This is a genomic window from Halomonas sp. KM072, assembly GCF_050710315.1.
Classification (GTDB): domain Bacteria; phylum Pseudomonadota; class Gammaproteobacteria; order Pseudomonadales; family Halomonadaceae; genus Vreelandella; species Vreelandella hamiltonii.
The window spans coordinates 1370689-1394963 of the sequence record NZ_CP136132.1 but is presented as its reverse complement, the minus strand read 5'-3'; the positions used below and the strand labels follow the sequence as shown (position 1 = coordinate 1394963).

The 24275-nt window shown below is 59.5% G+C and carries 24 protein-coding genes, 1 tRNA gene and 1 pseudogene; 15 read left to right on the top strand and 11 right to left on the bottom strand.

What is annotated here, in order from left to right; all coding sequences use genetic code 11:
• Positions 1-16 precede the first annotated feature (16 nt).
• Positions 17-832 (top strand): amidohydrolase, encoded by an 816-nt coding sequence (locus tag RVM26_RS06575; protein WP_287804277.1) that lies wholly within the window; start codon positions 17-19, stop codon positions 830-832.
• A complete protein-coding gene (locus RVM26_RS06570; protein WP_287804275.1) occupies positions 832-1536 on the top strand; it encodes a pseudouridine synthase in 705 nt (234 codons plus the stop codon). The genes RVM26_RS06575 and RVM26_RS06570 overlap by 1 nt, the downstream gene beginning before the upstream one ends.
• 153 nt (positions 1537-1689) lie before the next feature.
• On the opposite strand, the gene RVM26_RS06565 is transcribed toward RVM26_RS06570, so the two are convergent.
• The 6 genes from RVM26_RS06565 to gloB are packed head-to-tail and all read right to left on the bottom strand — an operon-like array spanning position 1690 to position 9408.
• A complete protein-coding gene (locus RVM26_RS06565; RefSeq protein ID WP_498941451.1) occupies positions 1690-3282 on the bottom strand; it encodes an ABC transporter ATP-binding protein in 1593 nt (530 codons plus the stop codon).
• Entirely contained in the window at positions 3275-4348 is a 1074-nt protein-coding gene (locus RVM26_RS06560; RefSeq protein ID WP_287804271.1) for an ABC transporter permease, read from the bottom strand. Before RVM26_RS06560 ends, RVM26_RS06565 begins: the two co-directional genes overlap by 8 nt.
• 1 nt (position 4349) lies before the next feature.
• Positions 4350-5423, bottom strand: a complete 1074-nt coding sequence (locus RVM26_RS06555) for a microcin C ABC transporter permease YejB (RefSeq protein ID WP_498941450.1) — start codon at positions 5421-5423, stop codon at positions 4350-4352.
• 46 nt (positions 5424-5469) lie between these two features.
• The gene (locus tag RVM26_RS06550; protein WP_498941449.1) at positions 5470-7335 is read right to left on the bottom strand and encodes an extracellular solute-binding protein; all 1866 of its coding nucleotides are present in this window, start codon (positions 7333-7335) and stop codon (positions 5470-5472) included.
• A 52-nt stretch (positions 7336-7387) separates the two neighbouring features.
• Positions 7388-8611: a lytic transglycosylase domain-containing protein gene (locus tag RVM26_RS06545; RefSeq protein ID WP_498941448.1), complete on the bottom strand. Its 1224-nt coding sequence runs from the start codon at positions 8609-8611 to the stop codon at positions 7388-7390.
• A gap of 29 nt (positions 8612-8640) precedes the next feature.
• Positions 8641-9408, bottom strand: a complete 768-nt coding sequence (gene gloB, locus RVM26_RS06540) for a hydroxyacylglutathione hydrolase (RefSeq protein WP_498941447.1) — start codon at positions 9406-9408, stop codon at positions 8641-8643.
• Positions 9409-9518: 110 nt separating this feature from the next.
• On the opposite strand from gloB, the gene RVM26_RS06535 reads away from it, so the two are divergent.
• The 4 genes from RVM26_RS06535 to nudC are packed head-to-tail and all read left to right on the top strand — an operon-like array spanning position 9519 to position 12285.
• Positions 9519-10307, top strand: a complete 789-nt coding sequence (locus tag RVM26_RS06535; protein WP_287804263.1) for a class I SAM-dependent methyltransferase — start codon at positions 9519-9521, stop codon at positions 10305-10307.
• On the top strand, positions 10300-10782 hold the full coding sequence (gene rnhA, locus RVM26_RS06530; RefSeq protein WP_287804262.1) for a ribonuclease HI: 483 nt from the start codon (positions 10300-10302) through the stop codon (positions 10780-10782). Before RVM26_RS06535 ends, rnhA begins: the two co-directional genes overlap by 8 nt.
• Positions 10770-11519 (top strand): DNA polymerase III subunit epsilon, encoded by a 750-nt coding sequence (gene dnaQ / locus RVM26_RS06525; protein ID WP_287804261.1) that lies wholly within the window; start codon positions 10770-10772, stop codon positions 11517-11519. Before rnhA ends, dnaQ begins: the two co-directional genes overlap by 13 nt.
• A complete protein-coding gene (gene nudC / locus RVM26_RS06520; RefSeq protein WP_287804260.1) occupies positions 11512-12285 on the top strand; it encodes an NAD(+) diphosphatase in 774 nt (257 codons plus the stop codon). The genes dnaQ and nudC overlap by 8 nt, the downstream gene beginning before the upstream one ends.
• A gap of 4 nt (positions 12286-12289) precedes the next feature.
• On the opposite strand, the gene RVM26_RS06515 is transcribed toward nudC, so the two are convergent.
• Positions 12290-12601, bottom strand: a complete 312-nt coding sequence (locus RVM26_RS06515) for an SCP2 sterol-binding domain-containing protein (RefSeq protein ID WP_144984837.1) — start codon at positions 12599-12601, stop codon at positions 12290-12292.
• A 162-nt stretch (positions 12602-12763) separates the two neighbouring features.
• Here RVM26_RS06515 and sohB point away from each other — a divergent pair, with 162 nt between their 5' ends.
• Positions 12764-13810 carry a S49 family peptidase gene (gene sohB / locus RVM26_RS06510; protein ID WP_498941446.1) on the top strand — a complete coding sequence of 349 codons (1047 nt, stop codon included), beginning with the start codon at positions 12764-12766 and terminating at the stop codon, positions 13808-13810.
• 10 nt (positions 13811-13820) lie between these two features.
• Here sohB and RVM26_RS06505 read toward each other — a convergent pair whose 3' ends face one another.
• Positions 13821-14141, bottom strand: coding sequence for an ArsR/SmtB family transcription factor (locus RVM26_RS06505; RefSeq protein WP_039177873.1), 321 nt, complete (start codon positions 14139-14141; stop codon positions 13821-13823).
• 255 nt (positions 14142-14396) lie between these two features.
• On the opposite strand from RVM26_RS06505, the pseudogene RVM26_RS06500 reads away from it, so the two are divergent.
• From RVM26_RS06500 to RVM26_RS06490, 3 genes and pseudogenes are all read left to right on the top strand, one after another.
• Positions 14397-16334 (top strand): annotated as a pseudogene (locus RVM26_RS06500) (propionyl-CoA synthetase); the annotation flags it as partial.
• Positions 16335-16472: 138 nt separating this feature from the next.
• Entirely contained in the window at positions 16473-17141 is a 669-nt protein-coding gene (locus tag RVM26_RS06495) for a 7-cyano-7-deazaguanine/7-aminomethyl-7-deazaguanine transporter (RefSeq protein ID WP_498941445.1), read from the top strand.
• A 17-nt stretch (positions 17142-17158) separates the two neighbouring features.
• Entirely contained in the window at positions 17159-17965 is an 807-nt protein-coding gene (locus RVM26_RS06490) for an alpha/beta fold hydrolase (RefSeq protein WP_498941444.1), read from the top strand.
• A gap of 11 nt (positions 17966-17976) precedes the next feature.
• Here the strand turns inward: RVM26_RS06490 and RVM26_RS06485 are convergent, their stop codons facing one another.
• Positions 17977-18483: a 3'-5' exonuclease gene (locus RVM26_RS06485; RefSeq protein WP_498941443.1), complete on the bottom strand. Its 507-nt coding sequence runs from the start codon at positions 18481-18483 to the stop codon at positions 17977-17979.
• A 21-nt stretch (positions 18484-18504) separates the two neighbouring features.
• The gene (locus RVM26_RS06480; protein ID WP_498941442.1) at positions 18505-19590 is read right to left on the bottom strand and encodes a type 2 periplasmic-binding domain-containing protein; all 1086 of its coding nucleotides are present in this window, start codon (positions 19588-19590) and stop codon (positions 18505-18507) included.
• Between the two features lie 259 nt (positions 19591-19849).
• Here RVM26_RS06480 and RVM26_RS06475 point away from each other — a divergent pair, with 259 nt between their 5' ends.
• The 5 genes from RVM26_RS06475 to RVM26_RS06455 all read left to right on the top strand — a co-directional run bounded on the left by RVM26_RS06475 (position 19850) and on the right by RVM26_RS06455 (position 24011).
• On the top strand, positions 19850-21556 hold the full coding sequence (locus RVM26_RS06475; protein ID WP_096922970.1) for a potassium/proton antiporter: 1707 nt from the start codon (positions 19850-19852) through the stop codon (positions 21554-21556).
• 58 nt (positions 21557-21614) lie between these two features.
• Positions 21615-21705, top strand: a tRNA-Ser gene (locus RVM26_RS06470).
• A 316-nt stretch (positions 21706-22021) separates the two neighbouring features.
• Complete coding sequence (locus tag RVM26_RS06465) at positions 22022-22999, top strand: Abi family protein (RefSeq protein WP_498941441.1); 978 nt, start codon at positions 22022-22024, stop codon at positions 22997-22999.
• A gap of 37 nt (positions 23000-23036) precedes the next feature.
• A complete protein-coding gene (locus tag RVM26_RS06460; protein WP_152607577.1) occupies positions 23037-23756 on the top strand; it encodes a DUF6694 family lipoprotein in 720 nt (239 codons plus the stop codon).
• 72 nt (positions 23757-23828) lie between these two features.
• Entirely contained in the window at positions 23829-24011 is a 183-nt protein-coding gene (locus RVM26_RS06455) for a hypothetical protein (protein ID WP_498941440.1), read from the top strand.
• Between the two features lie 2 nt (positions 24012-24013).
• Here RVM26_RS06455 and RVM26_RS06450 read toward each other — a convergent pair whose 3' ends face one another.
• Positions 24014-24208 (bottom strand): hypothetical protein, encoded by a 195-nt coding sequence (locus RVM26_RS06450; RefSeq protein ID WP_016913870.1) that lies wholly within the window; start codon positions 24206-24208, stop codon positions 24014-24016.
• Positions 24209-24275 lie beyond the last annotated feature (67 nt).

Here is a 24275-nt window from a genome sequence, read left to right as displayed (position 1 = left end):
GCAAAGGAGGCATGGCATGAGCCAACTGAAAACCAGCCTGGTGCAGTGCGATTTACGCTGGGAAGACCCCCTCGCCAACCACACGCATTTGGCCAAACTGCTGGGCGACCTGGATAGCCGGGACACGGACTTGATCGTGCTGCCCGAAATGTTCGCCACCGGCTTTACCATGAACTCTCGCGAGATGGCCCAGCCCATGGCCGAGAGCCAGAGCGTGGCCTGGCTGCAAGCGCAAGCGCAGGCTCGAGGTTGCGTGATGACTGGCAGCGTGGCCGTCGTGGATGATGGCCAGTACTACAACCGCATGGTATGGGCAACGCCCGACGGCGAACTGCGCTACTACGATAAGCGCCACCTGTTCCGTATGGCGGGAGAGCATGAGCGATACGGTATGGGGTCGGCGCGGCAGATCGTCGAACTCAAGGGATTCAAGCTGCAGCTCAGCGTTTGCTACGACCTGCGGTTTCCGGTGTGGATGCGCCAGCAGCCAGCAGAAGGCGAGCATTTCGAGTATGATGCCGTGCTGTGCGTGGCTAACTGGCCCGCCCCTCGTCGCCATCCGTGGCGCACGCTGCTGCAAGCACGCGCGGTGGAAAACCTCGCCTACGTGATAGGCGTCAATCGTGTGGGCGAAGACGCCAAGGGGCTGGCCTATAGCGGCGATTCCATGCTGGTCGATTTCAAGGGTGAACCGCTCATCGACCATCCTGTCCATACCGCGTTCATCGATACCGGAACGCTCGACAAGACGGAACTGGATGCCTTTCGTGACAAATTTCCTGCCTGGCAAGATGCCGATCGCTTTTCGCTACTGCCAGGAGTGGGCCAATAATGCGCCTTGATCGTTTTTTGAGTGAAACCTCTGCACTGACCCGCAGCCTCGCCAAGCGCGCCTTGAAAAATGGCGAAGTGACGCTGAATGGCGAGCCCATCAAGCAAGCCGCTACCCATATCGACACGGCCCAGGACGAGGTGTGTCTGAACGGCGAGCGCCTCGAGCTGGTGGGGCTGCGCTATATCATGCTGCACAAGCCCAAGGACGTGGAGTGCACTGCACGCCGGGGGGTGTATCCGCGGGTCATCGATATCATCGATGAGCCCAAGGTAGAGCGCCTTCAGCCCGTAGGGCGCCTGGATGTGGACACCACCGGACTGCTGCTATTGACCGATGACGGGCAGTGGTCCCACCGAGTGACATCGCCGCGCCACCGCTGTGCCAAGGTGTATCTCGCCGAACTGGCCGAGCCCATGGAAGGTGAGGCGGCTCAGCAGGCGGTCGAGCGCGTGGCTGAAGGCCTGCTGCTCGAAGGTGAAGAGACCCCCACCCAGCCGGCCACGCTGCGTTTCATTACCCCGCAGCAGGCAGAGCTGACCATTACCGAAGGCCGCTACCATCAGGTAAAGCGGATGTTTGCTGCCTTGGGCAACCACGTCGAGGCGCTTCATCGGCACTCGATCGGTAGCCTCGCGCTGCCCGATGATTTGGCTCCGGGCGAGTGGCGGGCGCTGACCCAGGAAGAGATCGACAGCTTCTAAACGGGCTATATTTATACCGTTATCTTGCCTTGCCTGAAAATATGAACACACCTTGGGATGTTTTCAGGCGCTGGCGGAGAGACTCGGGTCGAGCCTCTCCGCCAGAAATGTTTTTTGCCAGAAATGTCCTTCGTGATCAGATTCTCAGCCAGCTCAAGAAAGGTGGGCCGCACTCAAAAGCGCTTGGGTATACGGGTGGCGAGGGTTGGCCAGCACGTCAAGACAATCCCCCTGTTCGACCACCTCACCATCTTTCAACACCATGATGCGGTGTGCCATGGCGCGGACGACGGCCAGGTCGTGGCTGATGAACAGATAGCTGAGCTGCCGTCTGGCCTGCAGTTCTCGCAGTAGCGTGACCAGCTGCTTTTGCACGGTGCGGTCCAGGGCAGAGGTGGGTTCATCGAGGACCAGCAGCTCGGGCTCCAGTATGATGGCCCGGGCCACGGCAATACGCTGTCGTTGGCCGCCTGAAAACTCGTGGGGGTAACGGTCGGCACAGCTTTCGGGCAGGCCGACTTCCTTAAGGGTCTGGCGGACGCGCTCGCGGACCTCGCTGTCGCTCAGGCGCGGAAAGTGAAAGCGCAACCCTTCGCTGACGATGTCGAACACGGGCATGCGCGGAGAAAGCGCGCCGTAGGGGTCCTGAAACACCATCTGCAGCCGATGGCGCTGGCGACGCAGAGCATCTCCCGTCAGCTCGCTCAGCCGTGCATCGCCCAGGCTGACATCTCCCTCGCTGGGCACCAGCCGCATGATGGCCGAGGCCAGCGTGGTCTTGCCCGACCCGGACTCGCCCACGATGCCCAGGGTTTCACCGGGCGCTATGTGCAGATCGGTGGTTTTCAGCGCTTCGAAAGCTGGGGGCTGGCGCTGGAACAGCCGCGTCTTGGGTCGTTTGAAGCTGACGCGCAGCTGGCGGGCGCTCAGCAGGGCAGCACTGCTGAGCGGCGCTGCAGGTCGGCCCTCCGGCTCGGCGGCGATGAGTGCTCGGGTGTAGTCGCTTTGCGGGTTGGCGAAGACCTGTGCGACAGGCCCGGTTTCTTCTACCTTGCCGCGATACATCACGCAGACACGATCGGCATGGCGCCGAACCAGGTTGAGGTCGTGGCTGATCAGCAGCAGCCCCATGCCGTGGTGATCGCGTAGCTCCTTGAGCAATGCCAGAATTTCCTGCTGTACCGTGACGTCCAGCGCCGTGGTGGGTTCGTCGGCAATCAACAGTGCGGGGTTGTTGGCGATGGCCATGGCGATCATGACGCGCTGGCGCTGGCCTCCCGAGAGCTGGTGAGGCCAGGCGTCCAGCAGCTCGTCGGGGCGGGGCAGTTTGACCTGCTCCAGCAGCGTACGCGCCCGCTGCCTGGCGGCTTGTCCGCTCAACCCCTGATGCAGGCGCACGGTTTCCCCTATCTGCTTGCCAATGCGATGCAGCGGGTTGAGCGATGTCATCGGCTCCTGAAAAATGAACCCGACGCGGTTGCCCCGCAGCGTGTTCCAGTCGCGCTCATGCAGCTGGCTCACGTCACGGCCTTCCAGCAGGCGCTGGCCAACGACCTGGGCATTGCTGGGCAGCAAGCCAATGGCGCCCAGCGCGGAGACCGACTTGCCCGAGCCGGACTCTCCGACGATGGCCAGGGTTTCCCCCGCATTCAGCGACAGCGACAGTTTGTCGACCACCACCTGGCCATCGAACGCCACGCTGAAGTCGTTCAGGTGCAGCAAAGGGGCAGAGCTAAGTTCAGACATGGGCGGCTTCCCCGGCAGCATTGGCGCCTTGCTTGACGTGGCGAGGGTCGAAAGCATCCCGCAGACCTTCGCCGATGAATACCAGCAGTGACAGCATGATAGCCAGCGTCATGAAGGCTGTGATGCCGAGCCAGGGCGCATGCAGGTTGTTCTTGCCTTGTGCCGCCAGTTCACCCAGCGAAGGGGCGCCTGGGGGCAAGCCGAAGCCCAGAAAGTCGAGTGCCGTCAAGGTGCCGATGGCGCCGGTAAAGATGAACGGAATGAACGTAAGCGTCGCCACCATGGCATTGGGCAGGACATGGCGCCACATGATGAGTCGGGAAGGAAGCCCCATGGCCTTGGCAGCCCGCACGTACTCCAGGTTACGGGCGCGCAGGAATTCGGCGCGCACGATATCCACCAGACCCAGCCAGGAAAACAGCAGCATGATGCCCAGTAGCCACCAGAAACTCGGCTGCACGAAGCTGGCCAGAATGATCAGCAGGAACAGCACCGGCAGCCCGGACCATATTTCCGTGAAACGCTGGCCGATGAGATCCACCTTGCCGCCGAAATAGCCCTGCAGGCCACCGGCAATGACCCCGATGACCAGCGAGCCTGCGGTCAACACCAGCGCGAAGGCCACCGAGAGGCGAAAGCCGTAAATCACTCGGGCCATGACATCGCGCCCTTGATCATCGGTACCCAGCCAGTGGCGCCCATCGGGTGGGGCCGGAGAGGGGCGGCTCATCTGCATGTCGAGGGTTTGATACGAAAACGGGATGATGGGCCAGAGCGCCCAGCCATGGTCGCTGATCTGCTGTTGGATGAACGGATCGAGGTAGTCGGTACGGGTGGGCAAAAAGCCGCCGAACTCGGTTTCCGGATAGTCGACCAACAAGGGAACGTACCACTGGCCGTCGAACTGCATCACGATGGGTTTGTCGTTGGCGATCAGCTCCGCGAACAGGCTGATGATGAACAGTACGCCAAACAGCCACAGCGAGACGCGTGCCCGCCGGTTGGCCTTGAACGCCGCCCAGCGCCGCCGGGTAATCGGGGAAAGGCGGGAGGAGATAGCGTGCATATCAGGACTCCCTGGAGGCGAAATCGATACGTGGGTCGACCCACACGTAGGTCAGGTCGGAGATCAGCTTGAGCACCAGCCCGATGACGGTATACAGGAACAGGGTGCCGAAGATGACCGGGTAGTCGCGTTGCATGACCGCCTCGAAACCCAGTAGCCCCAGGCCATCCAGCGAGAAAATCACTTCGATGAGCAGCGCGCCGGTAAAGAATATGCCGATCATCGCCGAGGGTAAGCCGGCAATGATGATCAGCATGGCATTACGAAACACGTGGCCATACAGGATACGCTGCTCGTCGGCGCCCTTGGCGCGCGCCGTCAACACATACTGCTTGTGGATTTCATCCAGGAAGCTGTTCTTGGTCAGCATAGTGAGCGTGGCGAAACTGCCTATGGCAGCGGCCAGTACCGGTAGCGTGATATGCCAGAAGTAGTCCTTGATCTTGCCCCAGGTGGAGAGGTCGGCAAAATCGGGGGAAGTGAGGCCTCTCAGCGGGAACCAGTCCAGATACGAGCCCCCCGCAAACAGCACGATCAGCAGGATGGCGAACAGAAAGCCGGGGATGGCGTAGCCGACAATGACGAGCCCTGAGCTCCACACGTCGAATCGAGAGCCGTGACGCAGCGCCTTGCGAATGCCTAGCGGAATCGAAATCAGGTAGACCAGCAGGGTGGTCCACAGGCCCAGCGAGATGGAAACCGGCAAGCGCTCGATCATCAGCTCGATCACCGGGCGGTCGCGAAAGAAGCTGGTGCCAAAATCGAAGGTCAGATAGTCCAGCATCATGCCGATAAAGCGCTCATGGGCGGGTTTGTCGAACCCGAACTGCTGCTCCAGCTGTTCGAGGAAGCGTGGGTCGATACCGCGCGCGCCACGGGAGTCATCGCTTACCTGGATATCGGCACCGCCCATGTCCAGGCGCGTGCTGGCCATGGCGTCGGCCCCTTCGAAACGGGCCAGCATCTGGTCGATAGGCCCTCCCGGCGCTGCCTGAACGATCACGAAGTTCAGCAGCATGATGCCGAGCAGTGTCGGAATCATCAGTAGCAATCGACGAAGTGTGTAGCGTGCCAAGGTGCACCCCATGAAATGAGAGTTGAGCGGTTGTCTTGTTCTGCGTTCAGCGGCGGTTGCGACGCTCCAGCGCAGCTTCGCGCTCACTGTCGACCCACCAGGCATCCAGGTCCATGGCGTAGGCGGGTGCCGGGTCGGGATAACCAAACTTGTCCCACACGGCAATCCGGGTTTCCCCCGAGTGGTAGTGCGGAATCACATAGAACCCCCAGCGCAGCACACGATCCAGCGCGTGGGTGATGGTGTCGAGGGTTTCTCGATCCTCGGCACGAATCAGCTGTTCCACCAGCGAGTCCACGGCCGGATGCGCCAGAGCCATGCGGTTACGGCTCTGTGGCGACTCGGCGGCCGCGCTGGTCCAGTAGTCGCGCTGCTCGTTGCCGGGGTTGTTGGATTGGGGGAAGTGGCTGATGACCATGTCGTAATCGTAGCTGCGCACGCGGTTCAGGTACTGGTTGATATCGACGATGCGCATGGAGGTCTGGATACCCAGGCGCGCCATGTTACGCAGCATGGGCTGTACCACCCGTTCCATGCCGGAGTCGTACATCAATACTTCCAGGCTAAGCGGCCGCCCCGTCTGCTCGTTGACCAACACGCCATCTTCCACCACGTATCCGGCATTTTCCAACAGCGTCAGTGCACGCCTGAGCCGTTCGCGCAGCTCGGTGGGGTGCTCGATGGGGAGCGGGTCGGTAAACAGCCGCTCGGATCGATGCGACGCCAGCAGCTCGTCACGGAAAGGTTCGAGCAGTGCCAGCTCTTCTTCGGTAGGCAGGCCGACGGCTTCCATCTCGGAGTTTTGAAAGAAGCTCTCGGTGCGGTAGTACGTATCGTAAAAGATATTGGTGTTCAGCCACGGGAAATCGAAGGTGAGGCTCAGCGCCTCGCGTACCCGTGGGTCCTGGAATTTCTCGCGGCGCAGGTTGAACACGAAGGCTTGCATCATCGAGGGATTGACGTCGGGCACGGTAATCCGTTTGACCTGCCCCTGGCGATAGGCCGGAAAGTCGTAGCCAATCGCCCAGGTGGCAGCGCGGGCATCGATACGAAAATCGGTCAAGCCCGCCTTGAAAGCCTCCCAGGCGATATCACGATCCCGATAATACTCGTAGGTGATGCGGTCGATGTTATAGCGCCCGACATTAACGGGAAGGTCCTTGCCCCAGTAATTGTCGTCGCGCTGGTAGACGATGCGACGGCCAGGGTCGACCTCGCTGATGCGGTAGGGACCAGACCCCGGATGGGCCGCCAGGGTGGGGGCGGTAAAGTCGCGGGCTTCCCAGTAATGGCGCGGCAAGATCGGCAGCTGCGCGACGATCAAAGGCAGCTCGCGAGACTGAGTGTCGTTGAATTCAAAACGTACCTGATGTTCGCTGAGCGCCGTGACCTTTTCTACCCCGGCATAGTAGCTGGCGTAAAAAGGGTTGCCCTGTTCGCGCAGCAGGTCAAAGGTGAAGACTACGTCGTAAGCGGTGACCGGCTCCCCATCCTGAAAGCGTGCCTGCTCGTGCAGATCGAACTCGATCCACTCACGCTCAGGGTCCAGACGCACGCCACGGGCCAGCAGGCCATACAGGCTGAACGGCTCGTTGGGGTTGCTCTCCATCAGCGTGTCGTAAATTTGTGAGATGCCGGTGGCGGGAGTGCCGCGAATGATGAAAGGGTTGGTGGAGTCGAAACTGCCGCCCACCGCGGTATGGGTGATGGAGCCGCCCTTGGGAGCCTGCGGGTTGACGTGGGGGAAGTAGGCAAAGTCTTCGGGCAGCTCAGGGCTATCGTAAAGCGATAGCCCGTGCACCGTGGGGACGGGAACACCGCTCTCACCTAGCGGTGAAGCCCATAGAGTGGTACTCAGCAATAGGCCACTGACCAGTAGGACTGCTTTTGAAAACAACTCACCGCGTGGCATTGGTAAAGTCCTGTAGTGGCAAAACCGGGGTGGTCACGGGGTTCAGGCCGCCCTAGCCACCCGATAACGAGAGCAGCTGACCGGGCTGTAGGGCTTCCGGGCGATCCAGCCCATTCCACCTGATTAAATCTTGCTGATCAAGATTATAGCGTGCGGCAATTGTGGAAAGATTGTCGCCCCGTTCAACGCGGTGTACCGAAGGGGAGTCCGCTGCCACGTAGCTGCCGCTGGATTGTGATAGCTGTGCCAGCACCTGGGTGTCCACTTCCTCGGGTACCAGCAGCGTTTGTGCGCTGTTGGGATCGATACTGCCATTCAGCAGGCCCGGGTTCAGCTCGGCCAGGGCCGACTGGCTGACATCCAGTAAGCGAGAGGCTTGTGCCAGGCTGACGGGCTGCTCCAGCTGTACTTTGGCGAAGGCCGGTTCCGCGTGAATGTCAGGCAAGCTGACGCCGTAACGTTCAGGATTGTCGATGATGGTGGCAATGGCTTTCAATTTGGGAACGTACTGCATGGTCTCGTTGGGCAGCGCCAAATCCCAGTAGTGGCCCGCCATGCCCTGATTCTGAGCCTGCTGGCGAGCACGATTGACTGTGCCAGCGCCGGCATTGTAAGCCGCCAGGGAGAGCATGATGTCGCCTTCGTACCACTCGTCGGCCTGCATTTCCAGGTAGTTGAGCGCTGCATCCGTGGAGGTCACCACGTCCAGGCGGCCATCGTACTGACCGTTGCGAACCAGGCCCAGTGCATCACCGGTGCCGGGCATGAACTGCCATAATCCGGCGGCACCCATATGGCTGCGGGCGCTGGGGTCGAAAGAGCTTTCAACGAAGGGGATCAGGGCAATTTCACCGGGCAGGCCTCGTTCGGATACCTGTTGGGCAATCCAGGCAAGCCAGGGCGTGGCACGCTCGGTGATCGAAGCGATATTCTGGGGGCTGGCGCTGTAGAATTGAATCCACTCGTCTACCCGTGCCTGGGCATCGGCGGGCAGGTGCTTCTCCTGCCACTGAAAACTCGAGCGCAGGATGCTCCAGGCATCCTGGGGTTGCAGTTCGAGGGCTTCCCAGAAGTGGTGCTGAAACGCAGTGGGTCGGGCCGTCAAGGCATCCTCGGCTTCACCTAGCGCAGAGGAGTCGGTATTGCTGGTGTGGGAGCCCCATTGGGGATCCGTGGCAGAGGCTTGAGTATTCGCAGCGGCGGCCAAAAAAAGGCCCATAATAACCGTACTGCCGGCGCTCAATAGCAAGCGCTGGCGAAGCGTTCGATAAGTCATAGTGTGTTCGTTTCTATTCGATAGCGTTCTTAAAAACGGTTCTTCCACTCACGCAGAGTGGTGAACGTAGCAAGTTCGTCGTCATTTGCCCCTTGCATGCCTGCGGCTTGGCGCACACTCTCGGTACCGACACGCAGATAGGGGTTGATCCTCAGCTCGCGTCCTATCGTGCTGGGTAAGGTGGGCCTGCCTAGCGCCCGGGCCTTTTCACACTCCTGTTGTGCGCGTGTTACAGCATCGTTTTCAGGATCCGCAGCACGTGCAAAGCTCAGATTTGCCTGAGTATATTCATGCGCTGCAAAGACCAGCGTTTCCTGGGGGAGTTCCGCAAAACGACGCAATGAAGTCAGCATCTGCTCTGGTGTGCCTTCGAAAAGGCGGCCACAGCCGGCATGAAACAACGTGTCGCCACAGAAAAGAAGGGCGGGGATACCCGGCGTAAAGTAGCTGATATGATCGAGCGTATGGCCTGGGGTTTCCATCACTTCGAAGGCGCGGCCCAGTACTCTTACCTGGTCGCCCTCGCCGACGCGCTGGTCGATACCCTGAATATCCGGGTTGTGCGGGCCAATCACCATGGGCGAGTAGCGCGCTTTCAGTTCCGCCAGCCCGCCGGTGTGGTCATGATGGTGATGGGTGATCAGGATCGTATCGAGGGTCAGGGATTCCCGCTCGAGGAAATCGATCACGGGGGGCGCTTCACCGGGGTCCACCACGCAGACGCCTTGACTGTTATCCTGTCTTATCAGCCAAATATAGTTGTCGCTTAAGGCGGGTATCGGTGTCACGCTCATCATGGGCGAGATCCCTCGGAGTTTGTCAGACCTGCTTGAAAAATTTGCCGTGCGCTGCGTAGCGTGGCAGCGCGCCCCTCAAAAGCCCAATACTGTGGAGGCAAGTGCCGTTCATGTCAAATTCGCCCAATGCACCGCGCCTTGCCCACTCGCTTGCAGAGGCGCGAGCCTACTGGCAGACAGACGCTGGGCGCGCTTTGTGGGATGCGCAGCGTGCTTGCCTTGGTCCCGTGGTGGAAGGCAGAAAAGGTGGGCATAGCCTTGAGATGGGCATGGCCCCGCCATTGATGACCATGTCCGGCATTGTTCATCAAGTGGTCTGGGCGCCCAGCAGAGAGGCCGCCCATAGTGAATCCACCCTGATTTGCCCCCCGGAACAGCTGGCACTCCCGGACCGCTGTCTGGACGTCATGGTGATTCATCATTGGCTCGAATATTTGCCGGATGCGCACCACACGCTTCAGGAAGCCGCGCGGGTCACGGCAGACAACGGCGTGCTGGTGCTGTTTGGCTTCAATCCAGTGGGCCTCAACGGGCTCAGTCGCCGGTGGCGCAAGGCCGAGTATCCTTGGCAAGGCCAGTGGCGCACGGTGAACCGCTTGCGGGACTGGCTCGCGTTTGTCGATTTCGAGGTGGAGCGCGTAGACTACTGCTGTTTTCGTGGCCCCATGAGCACCACTTGTCGCGAACGCTGGGAGCGGCTTGGCCGACGCCACAACATGCCGCTGGGTGAGAGTTACATGATTCAGGCGCAGCGTCGGCAGCGTCATGCTCCCATTCAACGCGTCAAGTTCGGTTTGCGTACGCCGGTTTCGTCATCGATCGGTGCCACACGCACCAGCGCAGCCGCCCGGCTACCCGCTGGAAAACGTTGTATAGAAAAGGATAGTGAGCGTGAGTAACCAAGTAGCCAATGGGCTGCCCCGTGTCACGGTGTATACCGATGGGGCGTGTCGTGGCAATCCTGGCCCCGGCGGATGGGGAGTGCTGCTGGTCAGCGGTACCCATGAGAAGACCTTGAAAGGCTTCGAAGCGAACACCACCAATAATCGTATGGAATTGATGGCGGCCATCATGGCACTGCGCACGCTCAACAAGCCCTGTGATGTGGCGTTGTGGACCGATTCGCAGTACGTTCGCCAAGGCATTACCCAGTGGATTCACAACTGGATGAAACGTGGCTGGAAAACCGCCTCCAAGCAGCCGGTGAAAAATGCCGAGCTCTGGAAATCCCTGCACGAAGAGACCCAGCGCCATCGTGTCGAATGGCACTGGGTCAAAGGGCATAGTGGCCACCCCGGTAACGAGCGCGCCGACGCCTTGGCCAACGAGGCCATTGATGAGCACCAGAGGAGCAAGACCCCATGCGCCAAGTAATTCTGGATACCGAAACGACTGGTATCGACCCCAAGGATGGCCACCGTCTGGTAGAGATTGGCGCCGTCGAAATGGTCAATCGGCGGTTTACCGGGCGCACGTATCACCAATACATCAACCCTGAGCGTCATATCGATGCCGAGGTGGTGGCCGTTCACGGCATCGATGATGCCAAAGTAGCCAACGAGCCGGTATTTGCTCAGATTGCCGACGCGTTCTGGGCCTTCATCGATGGGGCCGAGCTGGTCATTCACAACGCGCCGTTCGACGTGGGCTTCATCGACCACGAACTGAACATGCTCAACAAGCAGCGCAAGTCGCCGATACTGGGGCCGGTCAGGGAGCACTGCCGTATCCTGGATACGCTGGTCATGGCCCGCGAAATGCACCCTGGCCAACGCAACAATCTGGACGCGCTCTGCAAACGGTACGACATCGATAATGGCCACCGAGTGCTTCACGGGGCCTTGCTGGATGCGGAAATTCTGGCCGATGTCTACTTGGCGATGACCGGTGGGCAAACGGCGTTGACCCTGGATGCCGAGAGTGGCAATGACCAGCGCGAAGAGCGCCAGGCCAACGAAGGGCTGTCGGTTCAGCGGCTGTCGTTGGCGCCAGGCCAGCTACGAGTGATTCGCCCCAGCGCAGAAGAGCAGGCCGCTCATCAGGCAAAGTGTCAGACGCATCAACTGCGTTGGCTGTCGGCAAGCGGCGAGAGTGGTACGGCCGATGCTTAGACGTGAAATCCCGCACCATGCGCGTGAAGGCCGAGTGATTCGCGTCGCGCGCAGTCACATTGCGCCGGCACCGCTGGTGGGTGAGCTATCCCCGCTTCAGCCCCATCAACCCTGGGACGAGCACATGCAGCCCTTGTGCTACTGGCATGATGAGCCCGTGGCCTTGCAGCTGGAGAGTGAGCCTGGGGAGGCCTGGATAGAGGGGCGCCAGTGGTTGGCGGAGCTGCCAGCTTCCTGGTTTAGCCTGCTGGCCACGGCGTTGCAGGTAGGCGCCTGGCTGGAAAACCACCGTTTTTGTAGCCGCTGCGGTGAGCGGGCATCCAAGCTGGAAGCCGAGTTCGCCATGCACTGCTATGGGTGCGGACATCGCAACTACCCGCGAATTTCACCCTGTATCATCACGCTGGTGACCCGGGGTGAAGCCATGCTGCTGGCGCGCAGCCCGCGTTTTCCACCCGGCCGCTACTCTACTCTGGCGGGGTTCATCGAGCCGGGGGAGTCGGCAGAAGAGGCCGTGCATCGGGAAGTGTTCGAAGAGGTAGGCGTGCACGTGGATCAACTGCGCTATCACCACAGTCAGGCCTGGCCTTTCCCGCATTCGCTGATGCTGGGCTATTTCGCCGAGGCCACGACCCAGCGAATCACCATCGATGGGGTCGAAATCAGCGATGCCGCCTGGTTTTCGCCGCGGCAGCTGCCTGCGCTGCCGCCGCCGTACTCTATTTCACGGGATTTGATCGAGACGCATCTGGCCCGTTGGCGCTGATGGCTTACTTGGCCGGGAACAGGCTGGTCAGCTTGGTGGCCAGCATGACGTTGCCGGTCGCCTTGAGTTTGCCAGTCATGAAGGCGGTCATGCCGTTGATGTCGCCACTCATGATGCCCTTGAGGGTATCGGTGCTCAGGCTCAAGCTCACAGACGGGTCGTCGTGCTCCCCTTCATGCACCCCCAAGCTACCGTCCTGAACCGAGAGATAGTGGCTGCCAGCATCGGAAAAATGAAACTGGAAAACTTCGTTCATGCCTTTGGCTGCGTCGGGATTAAAACGAGATTGCAGTTTTTCAAGCGTATTGGATGACATAAGGTATGCTCACGTAACGAGTTGGTGCGGATTGACGTTATCTCACGAGAGTATTTCAAACAGTTGTTTAAATCAAGCCTCGTTGACACTTCCTCACAATCTGCGGATAAAGCCCGTAAACTAATACTTTCCAGCGTTTAAAAATACCTGAGGAGACGAAGCATGGCGGAATGGTTGGTGGAAATGGGCACCTTCCTGCTGCAAACCACGCTGATATTGGCAGCAGCGGCAGCGTTGCTGATGCTGGTGATGCGTAGCAAGGAGTCCCCGTCATCGGGGCTGAAGTTGCAGGTGGAATCACTGAACGATCAGCGTCGAGCCCGTGGCCGACGGCTGCGAGTCAGCACCACTGAGCAGGGCGCCCGCAAGAAACTGATCAAGGCCTTTCGTCAGGAAGAGAAAGCGCGGCAAAAGGCGGCCAAGCAGGGTAAGAATCCCTCTGATTCTGTTCAAAAAGTGTGGGTGCTGGATTTCCATGGCGATATCAAGGCCTCCCAGGCTGAAACCTTTGCCCAGGAAGTGTCAGCGGTGATCGAGGTGGCCACTGCCAGTGATGAGGTCGTGGTGCGCCTGGAGTCGGCGGGCGGACTGGTGCACGCCTATGGCCTGGCGTCGGCCCAATTGGACAGACTGCGAGAAGCAGGGCTGACCACCACGGTGTGTATCGATAAGGTCGCCGCCAGCGGTGGCTACATGATGGCGTGTACCGCTCATCACATCAAAGCGGCCCCGTTTGCGGTCATTGGCTCTATCGGCGTCGTGGCCCAGGTGCCCAATATTCACCGTTTCCTCAAACGCAACGATATCGATGTGGAGTTGCTCACTGCCGGCAAGTACAAGCGTACTTTGACGATATTGGGAGAAAACACCCAGGAAGGGCGTGAGAAGTTCATTGATGACTTGGAGAATACCCATCGCCTGTTCAAATCTTTCGTTGCCAGCCACCGTCCCGAGATGGACATCGAGCAGCTGGCCACGGGAGAAATCTGGTACGGCAGCGAAGCGCTGGAGCACAAACTGGTGGACAGCGTTGGCACCAGCGAAGCCTACCTGGTCGAGCGCATGGCCGATGCGCAGGTATACCGGGTGAAGCTGGAGCCGCCGAAAACCATTGGGCGCAGGTTTGGCCTTGCAGTGTCGGCGGGTATCGAAAATGCGCTGGTGAAAGCGTTGGGGGTGATCGAATCAGCCGGTTGGCTGCGTCGTTGACCTGAAAAAATCAGGCCGCATAGTGTTGGGCCAGGGTACTGATGATCGCCCTGGCACTGTCACTGTTGAGCGAGTAATAGATGGTTTGTGATTCGCGGCGCGTCTCGACCAGCTTGTCGCGCCGTAGAATGGCCAAATGCTGGGAGAGCGCGGACTGGCTCAACGCCAGCTGTTGATTGATCTGCGTGACAGACAGTTCCGTTTCTGCCAGCAAGCAAAGGATTTGCAGACGTTTTTCATTGGCCAGGGCCTTGAGCAATTGAGTGCCTGCCTCAATGGCGAGTCCATTGTGTTCCAGAAGGCGTGCAGCGGCGCTAGTAGAAGCAGACATGAAACTCTCCTTGCCTACACTGTGGTAACAGCGTTGTTATTGATTATGTAGCCATCGTCGCGTCGCGAGGATTGGGTTGTTGAATGATCATTAATTTAGCGCTTTTTGTCCAAAACCACGTTTAACGTTCTATCAATGATAAGTGTTGATTTTTTGTCGACAATTTGTGTTTTTTGCTTTTGCTTTGGTCGAATTTAAGCCGATAGTATGAGGGTGAAAGCATGCTTTGCTTTGTAGAGTGTCAACAATCAAGCTCACAACAATGACAAGGCCACCATGAATCGTTATCACTCCGTTTACCGCCAGTCGGTCGATCAGCCAGAAGCGTTCTGGGCCGAGCAGGCTCACAAGCTGCCCTGGTTCACCCCTCCCAGCACCATCCTCCGTTACGACGAGCAGCAGCACGCCCGCTGGTTCAGCGATGGCGTGCTCAATATCTGTCACGCCGCCATCGATGTACACGTAGAGCAGGGCCGCGGCGAACAGGCGGCCATTTTCTGGGACTCGCCAGTTACTCGCTGCAAACAGACGCTCACTTACCGCCAGCTGCGTGACCGAGTCGCCAAGGTAGCCGGTGGCTTGGCACAGCTGGGCGTCACCAAAGGTGACCGGGTGATCATCTACATGCCCATGGTGCCCGAGGCGCTGATTGCCATGTACGCCTGTGCCCGCCTGGGCGCGGTTCACTCCGTGGTCTTTGGCGGCTTTGCCCCCCACGAGCTGGCGGTACGCATCGAAGATGCCGAGCCCAAGGTGGTGATTGCGGCTTCTTGCGGGGTCGAGGTCGATAAGGTGCTGCCTTACAAGCCCATCGTGGAGCGTGCCATCGAGCTGAGCAGCTTCAAACCCCAGGCGTGCGTGGTGTTCCAACGCGATGCCCACCGGGCCGAGCTGCAGCCGGAGGATCACGATTGGGCGACGCTCGAAGCCAGTGCCCAGGCCGCCGACTGTGTGCCCGTCAAGGCGACCGACCCGCTGTATATCCTGTACACCTCAGGTACCACGGGCAAGCCCAAGGGCGTGGTGCGCGATACGGGTGGTTACGCCGTGGCGCTGCACTACTCCATGGAGGCCATTTACGACCTGGCGCCGGGCGACGTGATGTTCACGGCTTCTGATGTGGGGTGGGTCGTCGGGCACTCCTATATCGTCTATGCGCCGCTGCTGCGTGGCTGCACCACGGTGGTGTACGAAGGCAAGCCCGTGCGCACGCCGGATGCCGGGGCATTCTGGCGGCTGATCGAGGAGTATGGCGTCAAGAGCTTCTTTACGGCGCCTACGGCGTTCCGGGCCATCAAGAAAGAGGACCCGGACGCCAATCGACTCTCGCAATACGATATCAGCAGCCTGAAACATCTGTATGTGGCGGGGGAGCGGCTCGATCCCCCCACGTTCCATTGGCTGGATGACCTGCTGGACGTGCCGGTGATCGATCACTGGTGGCAAACCGAAACCGGCTGGCCGATTGCCGCCAACTTGCCCGGCATCGAAATCGTGCCCACCAAGGCCGGTTCGGCCACGTATCCCGTGCCCGGCTTCGACGTACGCATTCTGGATCGCGACGGTGAGCAGGCCGAGTCCATGCAGCAGGGCAGCGTGGTGATCAAGCAGCCGATGCCGCCAGGTTGCCTGATCGGCGTATGGCGTGACCCGCAGCGTTTCCACAGCGCCTACATGGCGGCTTTCCCAGGTTTTTACCTCACCGGGGATGGCGGCTATTTCGATGAGGAGGGCTACCTGTTCATCATGGGGCGCACCGATGACGTGATCAATGTGGCGGGGCATCGCCTCTCCACCGGTGAAATGGAGGAAGTGGTGGGTGCCCACCCGGCGGTGGCCGAATGCGCGGTGATTGGCATTCATGACGAGTTGAAAGGGCAGCTCCCGATAGGACTGGTCATCCCCAAGGATGGCTTCCAGGGCGACGAAGCGACGCTGGAAGCCGAACTCATCGAGCGGGTGCGTGAACATATCGGTCCGATTGCCTGCTTCAAGCAGGTGCTGGTGGTCAATCGGCTACCGAAAACCCGTTCGGGCAAGATATTGCGCAAGCTGCTGCGCAATATCGCCGATGGCAAGTCCTACGGTATTCCATCGACCATCGATGACCCTACCAGTCTCGATGACGTGCATGAAGCCATGTGCCAGCGTCAGATCGGTGCCGCTGAGCAAGCGAAGCCGCAGCAGGACTGAAATCAGGTTGGCCGCCCGGAGAGCCTGGGCGGCTTTCATTACCAGCGAGAAGGCGTATAATGCGCGCCCCAGTAGCGTTATTACGCTGTTCACGAGGGTTCCCTAACCCCTCTTGCCACCAAAAAAAGGTCTCGCTCCATGTTTGCGCTCACCGATCTTCAGCATCGCCGTTGCCTGACGGTAATGGTCCTTTTCCATATTGCTATCATTGCCGCCAGTAACTATCTGGTGCAGCTTCCCTTTACGCTGTTCGGCTTTCACACCACCTGGGGAGCCTTCAGCTTTCCGTTCATCTTTCTGGCTACCGACCTGACCGTGCGCCTGTTTGGTAAAGGGCCTGCACGCACTATCGTATTACGGGTCATGCTTCCCGCGCTGCTGGTATCCTATGTGGTGTCGGTGGTGTTTCCCCGTGGCAGTTTCGCGGGCCTGGAAGCGCTGGGCGAGTGGAACCTGTTCGTGGCGCGGATTGCCTTGGCCAGTTTCCTGGCCTACGTGCTGGGCCAATTGCTGGATGTGCAGGTCTTTGACCGACTGCGCCAATGGGCCTGGTGGGTAGCGCCGGTCTGCTCCACCATCCTGGGTAACCTGGCGGATACCTTTGCCTTTTTTGCGACCGCCTTTTACAACAGCCCCGATCCGTTCATGGCCGCCCACTGGGTGGAAATTGCCACGGTGGACTACGTCATCAAACTTGCGATCAGCCTGCTGTTCTTCCTGCCGCTGTACGGCTTATTGCTGGCGTGGCTGACGCGCAGGCTGGTGGTATGGACCGGCCAGGCAGATGTCGAACCACGCACCGCTTAATCATCAAAGGAGCCCCCATGACCGAACAGGCCACTGTCGACCTGCACGTGATCGATCTGCCCGCCGAGGTGGAAGCACCTCAGCAAGCGCCGCTGATCGTCATTCATGGATTGTTGGGAAGTGCCGACAACTGGCGCTCGCATCTCAAGGTGTGGCAGCGCAAGCGCCGGGTGGTGGCGGTGGATCTGCGTAATCATGGCCGCTCGCCCCATGCCGAAGGCATGCGCTACACCGCCATGAGTGATGACGTGCTGGCCGTAATGAACAAGCTCTCCATCGAGGACGCGCATATTCTTGGCCACTCCATGGGCGGAAAAGTGGCCATGACGCTGGCTCGGCAAGCCCCCGAGCGCTGCCTGTCGCTGATGGTGGCCGATATCGCTCCGGTGGCCTACCAGCATGGTCATGACGATGTGTTCGCGGCGCTGAATCGCGTCAGAGACGCCAAGCCTGCAAACCGCCGAGAAGCCGATGCGCTATTGGCGGAGCATGTCAGCGAGCGTCCCACGCGACTGTTCCTGGCCACCAACCTGGTACGAGACGAGCAGGGGGGGATGAGCATTCGCGTGGGGCTGGACGAGATTCAGCGTGGCTATGAGCACATCATAGGTGAGCCGGAAGGAGAGGCTGCCTATGAGGGGCCAGCGCTGGTGCTGCGTGGAGCCAACTCTCACTACGTGACGGATGAGATGCTGCCCAGGCTACGCGAAGTGCTGCCACGGGCCCGCCTGGTGACGCTGAAGAATGCTGGGCATTGGCTGCATGCCGACCAGCCCGAAGCGTTTCAACAGGGGGTCGACGCTTTTATTGCGGCGCACTCCTGACGCTGGCCCACTCAATCCAGCGGCTCGATCGACAGCCCGTGCTGATCGGCGTCGCGGATGAAGCGGTTGAGAATGCGGTAGGTATCCATATCGAACTGCCCGGCAGGTGTTTTCAACGCCATCGCAGCCTGCCGCGATGGGGCGCTGCCCAGATAGCACCAGTGATCGATCAAGTGATAGGCCGCCGGGCCCGTTGGGCGGCTCTGCTCGCGGAGAATGATACGGCCCGGCCACGGCCAGGCGCTGATCTGCAGGCCCGCCAGCTGCTCGCTGGGAAGGTGTGCGGGCAGGCTGCGGTGACGCTGCTCGTCAGCCAACGCCGTCTGCCAGGTCGGTGCATCTCCTGTCAGTCGGCTGATATGGGCCGGTACTCCCGTTGTGGGCTGAATCAGGCTGACCCAGCGCTCCACGACGTGACCGCCGTTGATTTTCAAGGCGGCAATTTCCGTGATGCGGTCACGGGTAGCGCGTGTGCCGGTGGTTTCTATGTCGATGAAAATCAGTGGCGTATCGTTCATGCGGCTCCCGCCTGGGCGCGCTTATGGCTCGGCCAAGGTATGCGGATTGAGTGCCAGCCGCGAGGCAGGCAGCGTGGCGTCTATCGTGCCGGAGGCCAGCAAGTAACGTTCGAAGGCGCTGTAACGACGCTCATCCAGGGCGGCCGGGCTCAGCGCCAGGCGGCGCACGATATTTGCCCAGGCGCCCTGGTTGACCGAGTTGTCGAGCACTGGCTGAGTGTTGATCATCAGTTGCCAGGCCTCGTCGGGGTGGTCGACGATCCAGTTGCTGGCCTCTTCCAGGGCCGTCACGAGACGCGACCAGGTGGCTGCCCGCCGCGCGACAGAATCGCTGTTGGCCAGCAGAATCAGGCCATCATGACGGGGAATGTCGAGCGCTTGATAACGCACCGTGTGGGTGACGATACCGTCTGAGGCCAGCTCTTCCGGCAGGGTCAGATAAAAGCCGTCGGCAATGGCGTCGACGCGCCCCTCGCGCAGGGCGCCGGCCGCATCGAAGTGGACGTTTTCGGCGGGCGAAAATTCATCGATTTGCCGCAGGGACAGGGGCACCAGCGGTTCCGCCAGCAGGTCGCGCCCTTCGCGGGTCGAGAAGCCATAGTGGACTCTGCCCAATCCCTGGAGGGGGTCGGGCGAAGTGGCGGTGCCTGCCACGACCACGGCATTCAACGGAGTTTCGACCAGCGTGGCAATCCGCACGATGGGGGCACCATCATGCACATTCAGGTGTAGCAGCGGCTGGCGCGACAGCGCCAGATCCACTTCTCCAGCCGCCAACAGTTTGATGGCGATGGTCGGGTCTGCAGGCGTCTGTAGTTCCACCTCCAAGCCTTGCAGCGCAAACAGACCGCGCTCCTTGGCAACGATCAGGGGAGCATGCTGGGGGCTCAGGTACCAATCCAGCATCAGGTTCAGACGCTTCATGGGCGGTGGGTCCAGAGGCGGCGGTGGCACCAGCGCCATACTGGGAGCATCGTCTTCACTGGACGCTTGTTCCGGGGCAGATGTCTCAGGCTCGTCGCTTTCGACGGTAGCCGCTTCTACTTCGGGTTGGGGAGCGCTGTGCCACAACCCTTCAGGCAGCACCAGGTCGCTCTCCAGCTGCAAGGGTGTGTCGGGTGTTTCCGTATCATTTGCGTAAGTGGCTGAAATTGAAAATAATAAAAAAAACGCTAAGACTAGGGTAAGGATGGAACGGGCACGCAAGAATGCGTTCAACATAACCTGAACTCCAGAAGGTACGACGGCGGAGTTTAGCTGTCAGGAGAAGTCTCTGGCTAGCCCTGGGGCAATCTGGCCAACTCGCTCAGTAAAATCAGCCTGGGCATGCAATAATAGAACGGCATTGATGTAGAGACGGAGACTCATGGACGCAATTTATACCTTCTTTCTGGTAGGCGGTACCCTCATGGCGCTCAGCATCCTGGCGAGCCGCTTGTCTTCCATGATGGGCGTGCCGCTGCTGCTGATCTTCCTGGGTTTGGGTATGCTTGCCGGGGAGGAGGGCTTATTGGGTCTCGAGTTCGATGACTACTCCATGGCCTTCACCATCGGCCACCTAGCGCTGGCCATGATTCTGCTGGATGGTGGGTTACGTACACGACTCAAGACGTTTCGCGTGGGGTTTCGTCCAGCCCTTTCGCTGGCAACGCTTGGGGTGTTCATCACCAGCGCCATCGTTGGCGTGATTGCCATGTGGGTCTTCGACCTCACCTTGATCCAAGGGCTACTGGTGGGGGCCATCGTCGGCTCCACCGATGCGGCGGCCGTGTTCTCGATGCTCAGTGGTCGTGGAGTGAACCTGAACGAGCGGGTTGGGGCAACGCTGGAGATCGAGTCAGGCACCAACGACCCGATGGCGATTTTCCTGACGCTGATGCTGGTCGAGATGCTGGTGGGGGATATTGGTGGCATCAGCGAGACGCTGCTGTTTTTCGTTTCTCAGTTCGGCATCGGCCTGCTGGTGGGCGTGGCGGGCGGCTGGGGCAGCGCCAAGTTGTTGCGCTGGCTGGACCTGGCGCCTGGCCTCTACTCCATGCTGGCGCTTGCCCTGGGGTTCAGTGTCTTTGGCCTTACCAGCGTGCTGGGCGGCAGTGGCTTCCTGGCCATTTACCTGGCTGGGCTGATGATCGGCAATCAGCCGGGCAGGCACCTCAACTTCATTCTGCCGGTGCACGACGGGCTTGCCTGGTTAAGCCAGATCGGTCTGTTCCTGGTGCTGGGCCTGCTGGTCGCGCCCAGCCAGCTCTGGGAAGTAGCGCTTCCGGCCAGTCTGGTGGCATTGGCCTTGATCTTTATTGCCCGCCCGCTGGCGGTGCTGATAACCATCAAGCCGTTTTTCAAGTTCCGCTGGCGCGAGACCTTCTTTATTGCCTGGGTTGGCTTGCGGGGTGCCGTGCCTATCGTGCTGGCCATTTTCCCGGTCATTGGCGGCGTCGAAAATGCTTCTCTCTACTTCAACGTGGCCTTCGCGGTGGTGCTGATGTCGTTGCTGATTCAAGGCGGTTCGCTCAATCTGGTGGCCCGCTGGTTGAAGGTGCAGGTGCCTGTGGGCACCACGCCCAATCGGCGCGGCCCGTTGGGCATCCTGCCGGAAAACGATTTTGAAATGTTCGTCTACACGGTGGAAAACCAGGACCTGGACGATGTGCCTATCCGGCTGCTGCGGTTTCCCTCCGGCGCCTTGATCTCGTCGCTGTTTCGCAACCACGTCATGCTCCACCCCAAAGGCAGCACCCGATTGAAGCTGGGGGATGTGATCTGCGTGATTGGTCGCAGTGAAGACCTGGTGGCCCTGAATCGCTTGTTCAATGGCGATGCCAAGCTCAAGCAGGAGCGGGCGTTCTTCGGTACCTTTACCCTGGACGGCACCGCTCAGATGCAAGACATCGCCCAGGCCTACGGCCTGACCCTGAGCCCCGGCGAGCAGGAGATGACCCTGGCCGAGTTCGTCTCCCTGCGGGTAGGCGGCCACCCGGTGGTGGGGGACGACGTGGACTGGCACGGCATTCACTGGGTGGTCAGCGAGATGGAAGGCGGCGACATTACCCGAGTAGGCTTAAGACTCTACTAATTGATTCAAAAGGCGTTGACTTCCAAGGGAAAGCTGTTATTATACGCACCCATAAGCCGGAGGGATGGCAGAGCGGTTGAATGCACCGGTCTTGAAAACCGGCATAGGTTAATAGCCTATCCAGGGTTCGAATCCCTGTCCCTCCGCCACTTATTTGAAAAAGCTCCTGATTCGTCAGGGGCTTTTTTTATGCGTGTGATTTGGCCGAGAATGTATTTATCTCCATCTGTATTCGTTGCCAGCGCTACTTAAAGGGACGCTATCGTCAGGGCGCCTGCCTGCTTGATACCATGGATATGTATCAGGTGGGCCTTGTCGATTAACCAGTACCTGTCAACGCGGGGTTTATCTTGCTGCTGATGAGCAACATGCCTATAATAGATTTCAACAACACCCCCCAAGCCTATCCTGCAGCGCGCTGCGGTGATGCTCAAACCGGGGGGTTACTATTTTGGGGCTTCCAAAATGTACTATGACAAGCCTCCTATCCCTATTGAGCAGCAAGTGTCGCTACTCCGCAAGCGGGGCATGAATGTGCCAGATACCGCTCGTGCCGAGCATTACCTCACGCATATTGGCTATTACCGCTTAAGCGCTTACTGGTTGCCTTTTGAAGAGCCTAATGCGCTCGCTGACGTTGGGCGTACCCACCGTTTCGTTGCAGGTACCTCGTTTGATGATGTGCTCCAGCATTATATATTTGACCGTGAGTTACGTCTGATTTGTCTTGAAGCCTTGGAGCGGGTGGAAGTCTCCCTGCGCTCGTTATGGGTGAATGCATTTGCTCTTCAAAAAGGACCGCATGCGTATTTGGATGCTCAGTACTTTCATTGTCCTTACAAACACGCCAAGCAGGTGGCCAGAGCAGCCAACGATCTACAAGACAATGAAGAGGCGTTTGTAAAACATTATCGCCAGAAGTATCGTGGGGCTGGATTGCCCCCTATCTGGATCATGGCGGAAACACTGACATTTGGAGCGCTATCGCAGTGGCTTGAACTCACCATGCCTACAGAAATTAAAAAGGTAGTGATTCAGCAGCTTGATCTACCGACCATCGAAATAGCCCAAGGCATTTTTCATAACCTCAGTCAGCTACGTAATGTGTGTGCCCATCATGCACGCTTATGGAACCGTCGCTTCTCGAAAAAATATCCCCACATCCGTAGGATGCCGCTTCTCTTGCATCCAGAAACACCCGGTGAACAGGGCCGTTACATCTATAACCATTTCGTGATGCTTGGCCACCTGATGGTGGTAATCAATCCTGGAACATCCTGGCCGCGGCGGTTGTATAGCCTTCTGGAAAAGCAGACCGAAGCCACCCACGTAGCGATGCACCTTCCCGATCACTGGCGGACAGCACTGCTGCCACTGGCCCGAAGGGGAGTTCCTAGTGATCAATCCGCCCTCGAAGGCTATTTCCAAAGCGCCACCAGATAGCTTATGTTGTTAAATCAACCAACAGGATGGTGACTCTATGAAACGGATATTAGCGGTAGCGATGACGATGGCCATGGCGGGCGTTGCTTTTGCAGACCCGACCATCGACGCTTCCAACCCCCGATATTTTGACCGATCCCTCGATGAAATTCGTGCTTCACTGGATGACAGCGAGGCTGAACGCTTCGACGAGGCCGTGAATACGCTGCTGATGCGCCGTTCCCAGCAGGGGCTGACCATCGTTCAGCTCAGTGAACTGCGTGATGACGAGCTGGAAGCCCTCGCGACCGAGGCCCGGCGCAGTTTGCACGGGTTGAGTGGGCCGCAAGTGCTGGCCCTGGCAGGGGACTTGCCCGAGAAAGACAAGGAAGGCCATGAGCTGGAAGAGCCCATTGCTCAAGAAATGCTGAGCCGGTTCGTGGTGGAAAGTGCCGAGTATCGGTTAAACGATGAAGGGGGGGCTGGCAGCACGCCGGTGATCGAACTTCGAGTTACCAACAACACGGGCGAACCGGTGGCACAGGCCCATTTTCGAGGCGTACTGCAAAGCCCGGGGCGGTCGACGCCTTGGGTGGATGAAACCTTCTTCTATACCATTTCCGGGGGCATCGAGCCCGGTGAAACGCTGGAGTGGAGCCTGGCCCCGGATAGCACTGGGGCATGGGGGAATCCGTCGATCAGCGACGATGCGCAGCTGAGTATCGAGGTTCTGCGCCTGGATGGCCCCACCGGTGACATGCTGTGGGAAAGGCCTTGAGAAAGCGCCTGACATGACGCATCAAAACCCGCCAAGGCGGGGATGGAGGTATCACTTGCGCAGGAGCGCACCATGGATAAAGTGTTTGCCTGGGACCATCGCCGAGAGCGGGTGGTCTATCGAATACCGGGGCATCGTCATGACGATGGGCGAGAGGATAGTGACCTGTCGCCCGTGTGGCTGGCTGCTCAGCTCGACGATTTGCCGGAAGGCGTGGCCGTAGAAGACCTGCGCAAGGTCGATGTTGACGAGTAGCCTTATGGCTGCTCGTCGTGTGTTTGTTCGTTGAGAGTATTGGCCACATCGTCGGCTTCGGGCTTGGTGGCGCCTCGGTGGCGAACCAGCTCGCCATCGCGTTCGTTTTCATCTCTCGTGTCGACCACCCACCACTCTGGCTGGTCGTCGATTTCGGCACCTTCCTTTACTGCACGGTAGACGGCAAAACGTTCCATAATCCTCTCCTTGGTCATGATGGGTACGTTAACCCTAGCGCATCTCGGCAACGGTTGCCGAAAGTTT